This window comes from Neisseria animaloris, from assembly GCF_900637855.1.
Classification (GTDB): Bacteria; Pseudomonadota; Gammaproteobacteria; order Burkholderiales; family Neisseriaceae; genus Neisseria; species Neisseria animaloris.
In genome coordinates, this window is the sequence record NZ_LR134440.1 from 778,142 (window position 1) to 793,514 (window position 15,373).

At 46.2% G+C, this 15,373-nt stretch carries 12 protein-coding genes and 2 tRNA genes; 4 read left to right on the forward strand and 10 right to left on the reverse strand.

What is annotated here, in order from left to right:
• Positions 1 to 20: 20 nt before the first annotated feature.
• From pntB to EL216_RS03695, 3 genes are read right to left on the reverse strand one after another with little or no spacing between them, the layout of a single operon-like run.
• Entirely contained in the window at positions 21 to 1,409 is a 1,389-nt protein-coding gene (gene pntB, locus EL216_RS03685) for a Re/Si-specific NAD(P)(+) transhydrogenase subunit beta (RefSeq protein WP_085389528.1), read from the reverse strand.
• Positions 1,409 to 1,777: an antibiotic biosynthesis monooxygenase family protein gene (locus tag EL216_RS03690; RefSeq protein WP_231718071.1), complete on the reverse strand. Its 369-nt coding sequence runs from the start codon at positions 1,775 to 1,777 to the stop codon at positions 1,409 to 1,411. The genes pntB and EL216_RS03690 overlap by 1 nt, the downstream gene beginning before the upstream one ends.
• A 39-nt stretch (positions 1,778 to 1,816) precedes the next feature.
• A complete protein-coding gene (locus EL216_RS03695; protein WP_085389527.1) occupies positions 1,817 to 3,352 on the reverse strand; it encodes a Re/Si-specific NAD(P)(+) transhydrogenase subunit alpha in 1,536 nt (511 codons plus the stop codon).
• A 267-nt stretch (positions 3,353 to 3,619) separates the two neighbouring features.
• On the opposite strand from EL216_RS03695, the gene gloA reads away from it, so the two are divergent.
• Positions 3,620 to 4,027 carry a lactoylglutathione lyase gene (gene gloA, locus EL216_RS03700; RefSeq protein WP_085389526.1) on the forward strand — a complete coding sequence of 136 codons (408 nt, stop codon included), beginning with the start codon at positions 3,620 to 3,622 and terminating at the stop codon, positions 4,025 to 4,027.
• 94 nt (positions 4,028 to 4,121) lie between these two features.
• Here gloA and EL216_RS03705 read toward each other — a convergent pair whose 3' ends face one another.
• Entirely contained in the window at positions 4,122 to 4,919 is a 798-nt protein-coding gene (locus tag EL216_RS03705) for a phosphatidylserine decarboxylase (RefSeq protein ID WP_085389525.1), read from the reverse strand.
• Positions 4,920 to 5,238: 319 nt separating this feature from the next.
• Between EL216_RS03705 and EL216_RS03710 the strand changes: the two genes are divergently transcribed.
• Complete coding sequence (locus tag EL216_RS03710) at positions 5,239 to 5,982, forward strand: pseudouridine synthase (protein ID WP_085389523.1); 744 nt, start codon at positions 5,239 to 5,241, stop codon at positions 5,980 to 5,982.
• A gap of 132 nt (positions 5,983 to 6,114) precedes the next feature.
• Here EL216_RS03710 and EL216_RS03715 read toward each other — a convergent pair whose 3' ends face one another.
• The 3 genes from EL216_RS03715 to EL216_RS03725 form a co-directional block, all read right to left on the reverse strand.
• Complete coding sequence (locus tag EL216_RS03715) at positions 6,115 to 7,344, reverse strand: HlyD family type I secretion periplasmic adaptor subunit (protein ID WP_085389522.1); 1,230 nt, start codon at positions 7,342 to 7,344, stop codon at positions 6,115 to 6,117.
• Positions 7,345 to 7,407: 63 nt separating this feature from the next.
• Complete coding sequence (locus EL216_RS03720; RefSeq protein WP_085389521.1) at positions 7,408 to 9,588, reverse strand: type I secretion system permease/ATPase; 2,181 nt, start codon at positions 9,586 to 9,588, stop codon at positions 7,408 to 7,410.
• Positions 9,589 to 9,630: 42 nt separating this feature from the next.
• Positions 9,631 to 10,896 carry a TolC family protein gene (locus tag EL216_RS03725; protein WP_085389602.1) on the reverse strand — a complete coding sequence of 422 codons (1,266 nt, stop codon included), beginning with the start codon at positions 10,894 to 10,896 and terminating at the stop codon, positions 9,631 to 9,633.
• A 607-nt stretch (positions 10,897 to 11,503) separates the two neighbouring features.
• On the opposite strand from EL216_RS03725, the gene ahr reads away from it, so the two are divergent.
• Positions 11,504 to 12,523, forward strand: coding sequence for an NADPH-dependent aldehyde reductase Ahr (gene ahr / locus EL216_RS03730; protein ID WP_085389520.1), 1,020 nt, complete (start codon positions 11,504 to 11,506; stop codon positions 12,521 to 12,523).
• 308 nt (positions 12,524 to 12,831) lie between these two features.
• A complete protein-coding gene (locus EL216_RS03735) occupies positions 12,832 to 13,530 on the forward strand; it encodes a VIT1/CCC1 transporter family protein (protein ID WP_085389519.1) in 699 nt (232 codons plus the stop codon).
• Between the two features lie 99 nt (positions 13,531 to 13,629).
• On the opposite strand, the gene EL216_RS03740 is transcribed toward EL216_RS03735, so the two are convergent.
• The 3 genes from EL216_RS03740 to EL216_RS03750 all read right to left on the reverse strand — a co-directional run bounded on the left by EL216_RS03740 (position 13,630) and on the right by EL216_RS03750 (position 15,344).
• A tRNA-Glu gene (locus EL216_RS03740) sits at positions 13,630 to 13,704 on the reverse strand.
• Positions 13,705 to 13,718: 14 nt separating this feature from the next.
• Positions 13,719 to 13,795, reverse strand: a tRNA-Arg gene (locus EL216_RS03745).
• Positions 13,796 to 13,994: 199 nt separating this feature from the next.
• Positions 13,995 to 15,344, reverse strand: a complete 1,350-nt coding sequence (locus tag EL216_RS03750) for a deoxyguanosinetriphosphate triphosphohydrolase (protein ID WP_085389601.1) — start codon at positions 15,342 to 15,344, stop codon at positions 13,995 to 13,997.
• Between the last annotated feature and the right edge of the window lie 29 nt (positions 15,345 to 15,373).

Here is a 15,373-nt window from a genome sequence, read left to right on the forward strand (position 1 = left end):
ACTATATTTTTCAGAAGGCCTTATTTCTTCAATTCCGCCAGAATCTCATCCACAGTCGCTTTCGCATCGCCGAAGCACATCACGCTGTTTTCATTGAAGAACAGCGGGTTTTGTACACCGGCATAGCCCGTGTTCATCGAGCGTTTGAACACCACCACTTCTTTGGCTTTCCACACTTCCAATACCGGCATACCGGCAATCGGGCTGTTTGGGTCGGTTTGGGCAGCGGGGTTCACGGTGTCGTTCGCGCCGATCACCAGCACCACATCGGTTTCGGGGAAATCGTCGTTGATTTCATCCATTTCCAACACGATGTCGTAAGGCACTTTGGCTTCGGCCAGCAATACGTTCATGTGTCCGGGCAGACGGCCTGCTACGGGGTGGATACCGAAGCGCACTTCCACGCCTTGTTTGCGCAGCAAATCGGTAATTTCGGCAACGGGGTATTGCGCTTGGGCAACAGCCATACCGTATCCGGGCGTGATGATGACTGAGTTTGCGCCTTTGAGCATTTCGGCCACTTCGGCAGGTTTCACTTCGCGGTATTCGCCCATTTCTTCACCGCCTGCGGCAGCGGAAGAACCGTCGGTGCCGAAGCCGCCTGCAATCACGGAAATGAACGAGCGGTTCATAGCTTTACACATGATGTAAGACAGAATCGCACCGCTTGAGCCCACCAACGCACCGGTAACAATCAGCAAGTCGTTGGCAAGCATAAAGCCCGCCGCAGCTGCCGCCCAGCCTGAATACGAGTTCAGCATGGAAACCACCACCGGCATATCAGCACCGCCGATAGAGGCCACCAAGTGCCAGCCGAACGCGAGTGCGATGGCGGTCATCAGAATCAGGGCGAACCAGCTGCCGTCGTCAGCCGATACAAACACCAGCAGCAAGATAAACGACACCAACAAAGCAACCAGATTCAGCTTATGCTTGTGCGGCAGTTGCAAAGGTGCGCTGCTAAGTTTGCCGTTCAGTTTGCCGAACGCCACAATCGAGCCGGTAAAGGTTACGGCACCGATGAAAATGCCGAGGAACACTTCCACCAAATGAATGGTGTGCATATCGGAAGATACCTTGTCCGCTTCGATAAAGCTGTTGAAGCCCACCAACACGGCAGCCAAACCCACGAAGCTGTGCAGCAAGGCAATCAGCTCGGGCATTTCGGTCATTTCCACTTTTTGGGCTTTGTAAATACCGATGGCCGCACCGATGGCCATAGCGATAATAATCCAACCCAAGCCTGCGGTTTGTTCGCTGAACACGGTGGCAAATAAAGCAATTACCATACCGGCAATGCCGTAATAGCAGCCGTTTTTGGCGGTTTCCTGTTTCGACAGGCCGGCCAATGAAAAAATAAATAAGATTGCGGCGACGATATATGCCGCAGTTACAAGTCCTGAAGACATTATAAATTCTCCAAATTTTTGGGGTCCTGATACAGTTCGGATTGTCTGAAAATTGTGCCGTAAGCACGTTCCACCTTGCACACGCGGACAACAAAATCGGCATACCATATTGCTTTGCCGGTTTCTCGAGCGGCTCTGTGTTCTGTATGCCTTTTCCACTCGGCAATAGACGCTTCACTCTCCCAATATGAAACCGTGATACCAAAACCTTCCGAACGCACGCTTTCTGCGCCAAGAAAACCTGCCTGTTGCCGCGCCAATTCAAGCATTCGCACGGCAGTTTGGTCGTAGCCTCTATCGCCGTCGGTGCGCTGTGATGTGAAAACAACAGCGTAATAAGGTGGATTAGGTGTTTGCGCAAACATCATTCCTGAATTCCTTGAATATTTTTCAGACAGGCTTTAAACCTATCCTTTTCTAAACATATTCAACATACGGCGGGTAACGTAGAAACCGCCGAAAATATTGATGCTGGCAATCAGCACGGCAATAAAGGCGAGGAACGACACCACGCCATTGCCCTGCCCGATTTGCAGCAGCGCACCCACTACGATAATGCCGGAAATGGCATTGGTTACCGACATCAGCGGCGTGTGCAGCGAGTGGCTCACGTTCCACACCACATAATAGCCGATCACGCAGGCCAGCACGAACACGATAAAGTGGTTTAAGAATTCGGCCGGAGCTACGGCACCCATCCACAATACCAAAACCGCACCGATTACCGCCGGAGCCAGTTTTTTCCATGTCGGAACGGGTTTCGGCTCGGGTTTTGCCACAGGTGCGGCTTGCGCTTGCTGTTGCGGCGCGGCGGACACTTGAATCGCAGGCGGCGGGAAAGTGATTTCGCCGTCGCGTGTAACGGTCATGTTGCGGATAATCACATCTTCGAAATCAAGCGCAATTTCGCCGTCTTTATTCGGGCTTAACAGCTTGCTCAAGTTCACGAGGTTGGTGGCGTAAAGCTGTGAAGACTGGCCGGCCAAACGGTTGGCCATATCGGTGTAGCCGATGATTTTCACGCCGTTATCGGTAACGAACAGCTCGCCCGGTTTGGTCAATTCGCAGTTGCCGCCGGTAGCCGCCGCCAAATCGACAATCACCGAACCCGGCTTCATGCTTTCCACCATTTCTTTGGTAATCAGCTTGGGCGCAGGTTTGCCCGGAATGGCCGCAGTCGTGATGATGATGTCCACTTGTCGGGCTTGCTCGGCAAACAGTTTCATTTCCGCCGCGATAAACTCTTCGCTCATCACTTTGGCGTAACCGTCGCCGCTGCCGCCCGCTTCTTGCGGGAAATCGAGCTTGAGGAATTGGCCGCCCATTGATTCGATTTGTTCGGCCACTTCCAAACGGGTGTCGAACGCTTTAACCACCGCGCCCAACGAGTTTGCCGTACCAATCGCCGCCAAACCGGCCACGCCCGCGCCAATCACCAGCACTTGCGCCGGCGGCACTTTACCCGCAGCGGTAATCTGGCCGGTAAAGAAACGGCCGAACGCATTCGCCGCTTCAATTACGGCACGGTAGCCGCTGATGTTGGCCATAGACGACAGCGCATCCAATGCCTGCGCGCGCGAAATACGCGGCACCATGTCCATCGCCAGCACGTTCACTTTTTTATCGGTAAGCTTTTGCACCAACTCGGGATTTTGTGCCGGCCATAAGAAGCTCACCAGCGTTTGGCCTGCGTTCAGACGGCCTGCTTCGCTTTCAGAAGGTGCGTTGACTTTATAAATCAGCGGGCATGCCCACACTTCCGCCGCATCGGCCACAACCGCACCTGCGGCTTCGTATGCTGCATCATCCAAACTTGCCGCCAAACCTGCGCCGCGCTCCACCACAACTTCGAAACCCAGTTTCTGCAACTGGGTTACGGTTGAAGGGGTACACGCCACACGGGTTTCACCGGGCAGAGATTCCTTCGGAATACCAATCCTCATCTCATTTTCCTCATAAACACGTTAGTCACATTAAAAATACGATTAAATATAAATTAACAGTCGCTTTATAACGAATTTCAAGCGTAAATACAACCAAAGAATGTCAACAATTTCTATGACAACAACACATCTTTATTTGTAAGGCCGCCTGAAAAAACAGTATTTCAATACATATCAAACCGTTGCCGCCGATTGGAGAAAACGGGATTATGCTAAAATGAACAACCCCACCGCATCTGCGGTTTACATCTATACCAAGGAACCACCATGAGAATGCTACATACCATGCTCCGCGTCGGCAACCTCGATAAATCGTTAGCATTTTATCAAGACGTTTTAGGCATGAAACTCTTACGAAAAAAAGACTATCCCGACGGTAAGTTTACCTTGGCCTTTGTGGGCTACGGCGAAGAATCCGATACCACCGTGCTTGAACTCACCCACAACTGGGATACGGAAAGCTACGATTTGGGCAATGCTTACGGCCACATTGCCATCGAAGTGGACGATGCTTATGCCGCTTGCAATGCGGTACGTGCCAAAGGCGGAAAAGTTGTTCGCGAAGCCGGCCCAATGAAGCACGGCACTACGGTTATTGCTTTCGTCGAAGACCCCGACGGCTATAAAATCGAGTTCATTCAGAAAAATACAGGTAGTGACTCGGTAAAATATTAAGCGGCTTTTCACTTTCTCTTAATCTCTGTCCGACTTGAAATCAAAAGGCCGTCTGAAACTTTTCAGACGGCCTCTCAATATCATTACGGAGTTATTAGGAATCTTTATTGAGTTCCTTTTCTACTGCTTGGCGTACCTTTTCCGCAGATGCTTCGATTTCCGTTTGCGCCATGTCTCGAACAGGTGCAGCATCAATAGCTTCCGTCGCTTCAACCGTTGCCGTTTCCGATGCTTTTTCAGGTGCAGTCAGTGGTAAACGCGCCAGAATAGTGCTGGAAGCGCTAACCTTATCACCAATGGATACCTGCGCTTGCGCATCTATAGGTAAGTAAACATCAACACGGGAACCAAAACGGATAAAGCCGTAACGTTCGCCACGCACCAGCGGATCACCCACTTTGGCATAGCACAGAATACGTCGCGCCACCAAACCGGCAACTTGCACAAAAGTAATTTCACGGCCGCTACGCGTGGTTACTAATACGGCATTACGTTCGTTTTCGGTACTGGCTTTATCCAGTGCTGCATTTACGAATTTACCTGCATTGTATTCAACAGCAGTAACGGTACCGTCGATAGGAGAACGTTGCGAATGCACATTAAATACATTCATAAATACGCTGATTTTCAGAGCCTCTATTTCGCGGTAAGGATCAAGCGCACGCTCTACCACAACGATGCGGCCATCTGCCGGGCATAGCACAGCATCAGCGTCTTGCGGAATCGAGCGTGACGGATCACGGAAAAACTGCAAGGCAAATATGGTAAACGCCCAAAACGGCAGCGACCACCAATCCGCACAAATTGTAACAATAATGCTTAGAACCAATCCGGCAATAATAAACGGCCAACCTTCGCGGGCGATGACCGGATGAGGATAAAAACGAGGCATATTGCTGTCCTTACTAGATTTGGTAAAAATGAATCGACTGATTATAGCCGATAACATCGTAAAAAGGTGGACGGCTGCAAGCATGTCGCTGCAACATAGAGGCCGTCTGAAAAACTTCACGCCGCCCATCAGCTTATTTTCAGACGGCCTGCATTCTGCTGAAACGTATATAATCCTCCTATTTCCAATACTGGCCGAAATTTTTCCAGAAGTGCCGAATAGAAAGATGTATTGTAAGGCATAACGACGTAAACCTCGACAATGCCCTGCAAATGATGCTTTTGTTAAACTTCTCAGGCCGTCTGAAAGGCTTTTCATCATGCAAGATCAATCCAACGAGCCCATGCGCCTTTCCAAACGCATGGCACAACTGGGCTTATGCTCCCGCCGGGAAGCCGACAGTTATATCGAACAAGGCTGGGTAAAAGTGAACGGTCGAACAGCCGTCCTAGGCCAAAAAGTTTTGCTTGCCGACCGCATAGACTTGAATAAACAGGCACATGAAAAACAGGCACAACGGGTAACGATTTTGCTCAACAAGCCGGTAGGCTATGTGAGTGCACAAGCCGAAAAAGGCTACAAATCGGCTGCCGAACTGATTACGCCCGAAAACCACTGGGAAGGCGACACCAGCCGTATCGAATTTAGCGAAAAACACAGATTCGGCTTGGCTCCTGCCGGGCGCTTGGATATCGACTCAGTAGGCTTGCTGGTACTCACGCAAGACGGACGCATTGCCAAACAACTTATCGGCGAAAACAGCAACAGCGAAAAAGAATACCTTGTACGTGTGAAAGGCGCGCTCAATGAAGAGGGGCTGCGTTTGCTTAACCATGGTCTCAGCTTGGATGGAGAAAAACTCAAGCCTGCCAAAGTAGAATGGCAAAACGAAGATCAACTGCGTTTTATTCTGAAACAAGGAAAAAAACGCCAAATCCGCCGCATGTGCGAATTGGTTGGTCTGCGCGTTGTCGGCCTTAAACGCATCCGCATAGGTAAGGTAAAACTGGGACACTTACCCCCCGGAAAATGGCGTTACCTACGCTCTGACGAAAAATTTTGAAATGTCTTGGAGATATAGAAGATAAAAATCTGACGTTATTACAACATGAGAAAATAACAACCCCTTGATTTGTTATTTAAATATAAATTTAAATAACAAATCAAGGGGTAACGTTAATGCGGCGAAATAAAATTATCTTTCACGCAAAGCCTGTTTCATACGGGTAATCGGTTTGATTAAGTATTGGAAAACTGTTTTTTCGCCGGTTTTCACATCTACTGTTGCCACCATACCCGGAATAATCGGCATATCTTTACCGTTTTTATCTTTCAAACTGTTGCTGTCTGTTTGTACCAAAATCCGGTAATATACTTGGTTGGGATCAAGTTTCAAATCATTTGCACGTGCTTGATTAGTATTGCTTACAGTATCAGGGCTGATTAAGGTAACTTTTCCATCTAATCCGCCATAAATGGCGTAATCATAAGCACTTACTTTCACTACTGCAGGCAACCCCGGGCGCATGAAGGCAACATCTTGAGGACGAATATAAGCTTCAACCAATAATTTGTCATCCAACGGTACGATTTGCAAAATATCCTGACCTACGTTTACCACGCCGCCAACAGTATTAATCTGAATATTTTTTACAATACCGCGCATCGGTGAACGGATTTGCGAACGCTCAACTGGATCGGCGCGCATAGCCATATTTTCTTTTGCTTGAGCCAACTCAGACTCTGCCTGCACCAGCTCATTATTTGCATCAGCCATATAACGGTTTTGGCGCTCAGAAATTTGCAATGCAAGCTCACTCGACTCACGTTGCATACGCAGAAGCTCCACCTCCGATACCACTCCGTGCTTTACCATAGGTGCCGTAATACTGATTTCTTTATCTAAAGTTGCTTTGCTCATTTTCAAATTCTGAATCGCATCAGTAACTGCTCGACGACGGGCAACAAATGCCGCCTGTTCACGCTGTTTTAAGTCATTACTGATACCTTCCGGAAATTGAATGTCGGTACCATGAGCTTCTGCTTTCAAGCGAGCAACCATGGCTTCAAGGTTTTGTACTTTTGCTTCACTCTCGCGCAAAATAGCTGAACTGCGTGTATCATCAAGTCTCAGTAAAATTTGACCTTTTTCCACAACATCACCCTCTTTTACCAACATTTCGGTAATGATTCCGGGATCAAGGCTTTGTACAACTTGTTCTCGGCTACTAGGAATGACATTACCTTGCCCGCGCGTAACTTCCTCAATAGAGCTGTTGTATGCCCAAATAACAAATACGACCAAGAAAACGAAAAATAAGATAATGACCCAAAACTGACCGCTATGCTTTTCCTTTTGCAACGCAGCATTTAAGTCATTGACTAGATTTAAGTCTTTGGATTTGATGTTGTTTTCACTACTCATAATGATGATACTTTCTCAGTATAGTTATAGGCCGTCTGAAAGGCTTTTTATTATATTTTGATATTAGTTAACTGCAGCTACAGCTTCGCGTTGTTTGGTCGCTTGAAGTTGTTTTTCTTCTTTGTTGCTTTCATTTTGCATCAGTTTCTGCAAAACCAAATCACGAGGACCATCCATCACAACCTTGCCGTTATCCATCACGATAATGCGATTAACGATTTGTAATACTTGCGGACGATGGGTAACCACAACTAGTGTACGATCTTTACTCCACTGAGCCACAGCATTCAGCGCCATACGCTCAGTTGCTTGATCCAAACCTGTCGTCGGCTCATCGAGTAACACAACTTTGGGATTACGCAAGGTCATACGGGCTAAAGCAATAATTTGTTTTTGGCCGCCGGACAAGCCTAAGCCATCTTCACCTAAAGGCATATCCAATCCGCGTGGATGGCTGCGGATGATTCGGTCAAGACCGAAACGTTTCAAGGCAATTAACAAATCTTGATCACTGGAATAACCGTCAACCCTCGCCAAGTCTAAATTTTCCCGCAATGTACCCAAGAATAAACGGGGGGATTGGCTCAACAGCATTACCTGATTACGGAGAAAGTTCGGATCAAGCTGACGCATATCAACTCCATCTAACATAACGTTGCCTGATTCTGCATCATACAATCCGCTTGCCAATTTGAGCATGGTACTTTTGCCGCTGCCAATCCGTCCCAGAATACCCACTTTCTCACCAGGACGAATATTTAAGCGCAAATCACTAACTGCGGCGCTTCCTTCTTGTTTGTATTTGAATGATACATTTTCAAATGTAATATTGCCCTGTATATGGTCAAGCGTAATATATTTACGTTCAGGGTTCCGCTCAATCGGGCGTTCTACAATGTTATTTACCCCTTCCAAAGCTAACTTAGCTTGTTGGAACCGGGTTGCCAAACCTGCAATCTGAGCCAATGGAGCCAAAGCACGTCCGGAAAGAATTACAGAAGCAATCAAAGCACCCATAGTAATTCGGTCAGTAGGATTATCAGCATGAATCAGATAAGTACCTAACAATACCAAAAATACTGTATTCAACTGCTGCATGCTGACGGCAAAATTTACCATAAAGTTACTGGTATCTTTTACTTTGATAGATGAAGCAGATGTCTTAGCGGTATACTCATCCCAACGTTGTTGAGCCCAAGTTGTAGCATTGTTGGTTTTTAAAGTTTCAATACCTTCTATTGCTTCAACTGCCAAACCGGAACGCTGTGAAGATTCTTTCATCGATTCGTTGATGTGGCGTGATAACGGTCGCTGCACCAATAAACCGACAATCACAACAAGAGGGATAATTGTTAAAGGCACCAATGCCAATTTACCACCCACAATACCGATAACGGTAATAAACAAGAGTAGGAAAGGCAAATCCACCAAAGTTAACAAACTGGCACTAGTCATAAATTCACGCACAGCTTCGAACTCGCGCAGGTTATTGGCATAAGAACCTGATGAGGCTGGTCTATCTGCCAAACGCAAAGCCATCACTCGTCTGAACAATGCCGAGCTGATAATCAAATCCGCTTTTTTTCCAGCGATGTCGGTTAAATGGCCCCGTATCATTTTGGCCGCAAATTCAAACGTAATAGCTAAAATTACCCCTATACTTAGCACCCATAATGTTTCATAAGCTTGGTTAGGAATAACTCGGTCATATACGTTCATAACATACAATGAGCTGACCAAAGCCAAAAAATTGATAATAAAGGTTGCCAAAATAACTTGGTAATAATAGCTGCGGAAACGCCAGATAACTTTCCAAAACCATGATTTCGGCAAATGATACTCAGGCAACTCGGACCGTGTATCAGAAACCATTTTAGGTTTGATAAACCAACAGTAGCCTAAATACAAGATGGATAATTGCTCTTGACCCAACTCTTGTGCCAATCCGTCCGCCTGGCGCACATGATATTTGCGCTCTCGTCCCGAACCTTCGATCTTAGTAATTACCGCCGCTTCTTCATTATGCAAGATAATAACGACAGGCACAGCTAATGAAGGGATATCTTCCAAATTCCGCTTAGAAAGTGTGTTTTCAAAACCGTGGCTTCTCAATACTTCAGCAAGAGAATGAAAATTAACATTCAGCTTTTTATCCCGCACAACTTCTGCTGAAAGAGCCGCCTCAGAAACCGGAGCACCCAACAAACGGGTTGCTAAAGCAATATGTTCAATAATTGATTTCATGGTAATGTTTTCACGTAAATAATGTATAAATTCTTTTTAATATTAGCGGTTGATACCTGACCAGTTAGCAATCTGAGACTGGGCCACCAAATACTCAAGTGCGGCATCTCTGAAGTCGTTACGGGCATTGATATTCTCCTGCTCAATGCCAGCAAGCTCATTATATGAACCCAAAACATCCGTTAAGGTACGGCGGGCAATTTTGAATTGCAGCTCATATGATTTAACCACTTCTTTTTGCGCAACAATATGCTGTGCGGTAACCTCTGTGCGTTGTTCACTTTGCACCATATCAATTTCAGTAGTGCGTGCTTTTTCTGTTACTTCACGTAAAATCTGCTCTGACTTAGAATCGGCAGCAATAAGGGCCTGAGCATTTTTCTCTACATTATGGCGCGCTGCCATGTCCAAGACATTCCAAGACAAATTTAAATATAATTCTTTGTTATCTTGCGTTGCACTACCTTCCAAATTGAGAGCGGGCAACCGTTCTGCCTTAGAAACGGCTAAATCAGCATTGACACTTTCCCGTTCGGCTTGTTGTGCCAAATAAGAAGGATTAAGGCCTTTATCGTTGCTTTTATATTGCTTAATCAACAAAGACGCTGTGTAATTTCGGAATGGGTCTTTCAAATCTTGAGCGGATATAGGGGAGGCAGTATATTTTGATAAACGGCTTAAAGCCAATTCCATTGTTCTATTTAATTGAGATATTGTAGTTTCCACTTGCAACCGTCGTGCTTGAGCTTCAACCAGTTCGGAACGGCGACCCGCATCATATTTAACGATAATGTCTAGATCTTTTAGCAGATTATTGTGTCTATTCAAACTTTGTTGGCTGACGGCCAACGACTCTTTTGCGCGAAGAGCTGTTAAATATAACTTTCCAATCTCACTACCCAACTGTTCTTGTGTTTCGAAATATTTATAGTGGTGGTAAATTTCTTTATTTTTTTCCCTTTTGACAGCTGCATTAATTGCACCCCACGAATATAGGTTCAAACTACCACGAACACCCAACCCACTATCTCTGTTATTGCTCGTATATTTGTTTTTTTGCTTAACAACTTGGGTTCCGGTTAGAGCAAGCACAGGGTAATGCCTCGCCTGAGCTGCCTTGGTTATGCTCTTCGCTGCATTTTCATTGGCTTTCGCTTCTTGAAGTATGGGGTCAGAGACTAATGCTCTACGCAGGATATCTTTCAGTTCCTGTGCATAAGCAGGTTGAACACTGAAAACGAGAAGGAGGGAAGCCGCTGAATATTTCAGCCAACCTTTGATAGGGGACGTGGGCGTAAGATTTTGCATGTTTTTATAGCTTTTGTATGATCGGTAATTTCGTAATGTATCTAAAAGTAATGGCAATCCGGCCTGCTTTACTAAATTAATTATACTGCCATATGCAAGGTGCATCAGCATAACATTTTCTTTGAGAGTTCTGGATTATTCTCAGATAAAAGGTAAATATTGACTACTCAAAGTAATTAAACAAGGATACTACTACCTAATTTATTATCTTGCTCACATTATTTTTTACTTACTGTTCTAATATTACGATTGTTAAATTATATTTACTATATTCACTTCACACAAATTCACTCCCATAAATTTTTCCAAGTGTTGTTTTTCTTACTTTTTATTATAAGCCCTCCGCAGCTCCAGTCTGCCACTATTGAGCGGCAATCTATACTTTAATATTCAGAAATTAAAGAAGTATCATCCTATCCAACTTACCATCCTCAAAAATGTCTATAATCTTAATCAGAACACAAAAACGTTCCAAGTCATCAAACTTACGACCTAAATCCTTAAACGGTTAACCAATGTAAATATACAGGCCGTCTGAAAGACTGGTCTCGACGCAATTAAAGTATTTCAGACGGCCTCCTATCGGAATCTAACGAAAGGATATCCCATGTCAGAAAATATCATTCGTGCCTACGCAGCAACCTCACCTCACTCTGCTCTAACGCGCTACGATTATGACGCAGGCGACTTAAAAGCCGATGAAGTTGAAATCAAAGTGCATTACTGCGGCATTTGTCATTCCGATATTTCAATGATTGATAACGCATGGGGCTACAGCAGCTATCCACTGGTAGCCGGCCATGAAATTATCGGTAAAATCGCACGCCTCGGCAGCAATACCAAAGGACTGTATATAGGCCAAACAGTAGGGGTGGGTTGGACGGCGGCTTCATGCCAACATTGCAATCCCTGTATCGGAGGCAATGCAGGCTATTGTAATGAAGCCGTGCCTACAATAGTGCACATGGGCGGCTTTGCCGATAAAGTACGCGCCCAATGGCAATGGGTCATTCCCATCCCCGAAGGTATGGATATTGCCAAAGCAGGGCCTTTGCTATGCGGTGGAATTACGGTGTTTGAACCGCTATTGCAACACGGCATCCATGCAGGACACAAAATCGGCGTTATCGGTATAGGCGGTTTAGGACATCTGGCTCTGGCTTTTTTTAATGCCTGGGGCTGCGAAGTAACCGCATTCAGCTCAAATCCTACCAAATACGATGAGATCAGAGCGATGGGTGCACACCATATTCTCGATTCCACCGATTCGGCCTCGCTTGATTCTGCAAAAGGCAGTTTGGACTTAATCGTTTCCACCGTAAATGTGCCGTTAAACTGGAGTACCTACATGAATTTATTGAAACTTGAAGGCAAGCTGCATATTGTCGGTGCTGTACTCGAACCACTTGAAATTCATGCTTTTTCCTTAATCAACGGAGCCAGATCTTTAACCGGCTCTTCTACAGGTTCTCCGATACAATTACGCACGATGATGGATTTTGCCGCCCGTAAAAATATCAAACCAATTGTAGAAGAATTTCCAATGTCAAAAATTAACGACGCTTTACAACACTTACGTGATGGCAAGGCACGATACCGTATCGTATTGAAAAACGATTTTGCATGATTCGGAATATTTCCAGTAATCATCTGACACTTCAGCCTATTATCGTATCAACCGATGTACCGCCACACAAAAACGAGGCCGTCTGAAAAGTTTCAGACGGCCTCGTAAACAAACAATCAACCTTTAGACAACAACCACACTTATTGAATTTAAACAGCACCATCACACTCTAACGCAACATAAAAAAAACACCAAAGCCCTGTTATCAAAAATATAATTATCTATAGGCCAACTGCTTTTCCTTACCATTCAGTATTTTTCAGACGGCCTCTTATTATCCAACCTACCATCCACAGAGAAACAAAACCATGAGTCGTTCTTGGCATATCGAACCACACTTCAGCCAACGTAATAACTGGCTACGGGCTAGCATACTAGGTGCTAACGACGGATTGATTTCCACCGCCAGCCTGCTAATGGGGCTAGCCGCCACCAAGCCCGATTCATCAACTTTACTCATTACCGGTATTGCCGCATTGGTTGGAGGTGCCGTATCAATGGCTGCGGGAGAATATGTATCCGTTTCCAGTCAAGCAGATACCGAAAAAGCAGATCTTGCCAAAGAAACCCACGAACTCACCCACAATCCCGACAAAGAATTAGCAGAGCTAGCCGATATTTACCAAAGTCGGGGGCTGGACAAAGCCCTCGCTTACCAAGTTGCCTACGCACTTACCACACACAATGCTTTAGAAGCCCATGCTCGCGACGAAATCGGCATTATCGAAGAAATGAAAGCCAAGCCTTTACAGGCAGCAGTAGCCTCAGCCTTTGCATTTTGCATTGGAGCAGCTTTACCGGTATTGGTAGCTGTTCTCAGCCCTACTTTCATCATGATGCCGATATTGGCCACCAGCACGCTAACAGGACTGGGAATACTCGGTTATTTATCTGCAAAATTAGGAGGAGCTCCCACAAAACCGGCATTAATACGCGTATTGCTATGGGGTGCGGTCGCACTCGTAAGTACCGGTTTAATAGGTTATTTACTTGATGTTCAAACTTAAATTCAGAAAAGAATGTTTAGGAAACAAAGTAATCGGAAAATGAATGACTTATGAAAAAAGCCTCTTAAGAAGAAACTCTTAAGAGGCTTTCAAAAAAACTGGCACGCCCACGGGGAATCGAACCCCGGTTACCGCCGTGAAAGGGCGATGTCCTAACCGCTAGACGATGGGCGCGGAGATAAAATTTTTGGCGCACCCGGAGCGATTCGAACGCCCGACCCTCTGGTTCGTAGCCAGATACTCTATCCAACTGAGCTACGGGTGCATTTCTCACTACGCTTTGATTAGCGCCGTGAATCAAGAATGTAGATAATATAGAAATCTATCAAGGCTGTCTAGTTTTGTTTTTATAAAATTTCTTATTCAATTGAATTTAATAAAAATTTATTTCAACATATCTTCAGAAATTTCTAAGGCCGTCTGAAATGCTGTTTGTATCTGTTTCTTCGGGTTTGATTCTTGACTTATACCATTCCGATGCCTGAAACTTCCCGAGCTATTCTGGCTGCCGCATTATCCGTCATCCCTCCGACAAAATCGAGAATTTTCATATAGGCCTGATACAGACTGTCTTCCTGTGTAATGGGATCGTCATGATTAAGCAACTCCAACGCAAGTGATTGCCGTGTGCTGACTTGCCCGTTTACGATTAAAGAATATGCTGCCGGCACCAACAAATCCAATATCGAACCCAAACATGGAAAAGCGGCAATTTCGGTAATCAGTTTGCTTTGATGACGGAAAATCCTTGTTCGTGCCAACTCTTTAGCCTTTTCCAAAGTATTGCGCACCTCGGGACTGCATAAAGCCAATAAATCTTTGCCCTGAAAGCTGCCGTTGAGTAAATCTTGCTGATGCGTCATAAAGGTTTGCGCCACATCTTCAATCGCCCGTCCGATGGCCATACCGCGCAGCATGGCGCAGCGCTGGCGGCTGCTTTGCACCTGCCATGCGCCGGGGGCTTCGGTAAACGTGAGTTCGGCCAAAATGCTTTCGACTTCAGCATCACCCAATAAGCCGATTTCCACTGCGTCTTCCAAATCGAGCAAGGCATAGCAAATATCGTCGGCGGCTTCCATAAGATAAGACAAAGGATGGCGCGCCCAGCGGTCGGTTCCTTGTTCGATCAATCCCAGTTCGCTGACAATGCGGCGGATAAACGGCAGTTCGGTTTGATAGATATTGAATTTTTTGCGGCCGTTCGGATCAAGCGTCGTCCACGGATATTTCAGCAACGCACCGATGGTAGCGGCGGTTAAACGCATGCCGCCTTTATTGCGGTACATTTCGAGATTGGCCAGAATTCGCAGGCTGTGGGCATTGCCTTCGTAAGTCTGCACATCGTTGCGCTCACCTTCACTCAAGGTTTCCAAATAAACGCTGTGTGCGGGATTGCGAAACCAGTCGCGCAGCGCATCTTCGCCGGTGTGTCCGAACGGCGGATTACCCAAATCGTGCGCCAAACAGGCCACCTGAACCACCGCACCAATGTCGCTCGGCGTGTTGCCTTGCGGCAGAAAACCGCCTGCCTGCATCATCACGCCGACACGGTTGCCCACGCTGCGTCCTACGCTAGCCACTTCTACACTGTGGGTCAAGCGGTTGTGGGTATGGTCATGCTCGGCAAACGGGTGAACCTGCGTTTTACGCCCCAAACGGCGGAATGCGCCAGAAAATACTACACGGTCGTAATCGATATGGAAATCGGTGCGCAGGGCATCTGCGCCTTCTTGGGTGGACGGCGTAACCGTCGGTACGATTCCACCGTCTTTCATGCGGAAGCGTTGAGTGGAAAGCAATTGCTGCCAATTCATTTTATTCATAAACCATTATGCCTTTATTC

Coding starts and splice junctions, on each gene's coding strand:
- pntB (WP_085389528.1), bottom strand. CDS start 1,409: ATGTCTTCAGGACTTGTAACTGCGGCATATATCGTCGCCGCAATCTTA.
- EL216_RS03690 (WP_231718071.1), bottom strand. CDS start 1,777: ATGATGTTTGCGCAAACACCTAATCCACCTTATTACGCTGTTGTTTTC.
- EL216_RS03695 (WP_085389527.1), bottom strand. CDS start 3,352: ATGAGGATTGGTATTCCGAAGGAATCTCTGCCCGGTGAAACCCGTGTG.
- gloA (WP_085389526.1), top strand. CDS start 3,620: ATGAGAATGCTACATACCATGCTCCGCGTCGGCAACCTCGATAAATCG.
- EL216_RS03705 (WP_085389525.1), bottom strand. CDS start 4,919: ATGCCTCGTTTTTATCCTCATCCGGTCATCGCCCGCGAAGGTTGGCCG.
- EL216_RS03710 (WP_085389523.1), top strand. CDS start 5,239: ATGCAAGATCAATCCAACGAGCCCATGCGCCTTTCCAAACGCATGGCA.
- EL216_RS03715 (WP_085389522.1), bottom strand. CDS start 7,344: ATGAGTAGTGAAAACAACATCAAATCCAAAGACTTAAATCTAGTCAAT.
- EL216_RS03720 (WP_085389521.1), bottom strand. CDS start 9,588: ATGAAATCAATTATTGAACATATTGCTTTAGCAACCCGTTTGTTGGGT.
- EL216_RS03725 (WP_085389602.1), bottom strand. CDS start 10,896: ATGCAAAATCTTACGCCCACGTCCCCTATCAAAGGTTGGCTGAAATAT.
- ahr (WP_085389520.1), top strand. CDS start 11,504: ATGTCAGAAAATATCATTCGTGCCTACGCAGCAACCTCACCTCACTCT.
- EL216_RS03735 (WP_085389519.1), top strand. CDS start 12,832: ATGAGTCGTTCTTGGCATATCGAACCACACTTCAGCCAACGTAATAAC.
- EL216_RS03750 (WP_085389601.1), bottom strand. CDS start 15,344: ATGAATTGGCAGCAATTGCTTTCCACTCAACGCTTCCGCATGAAAGAC.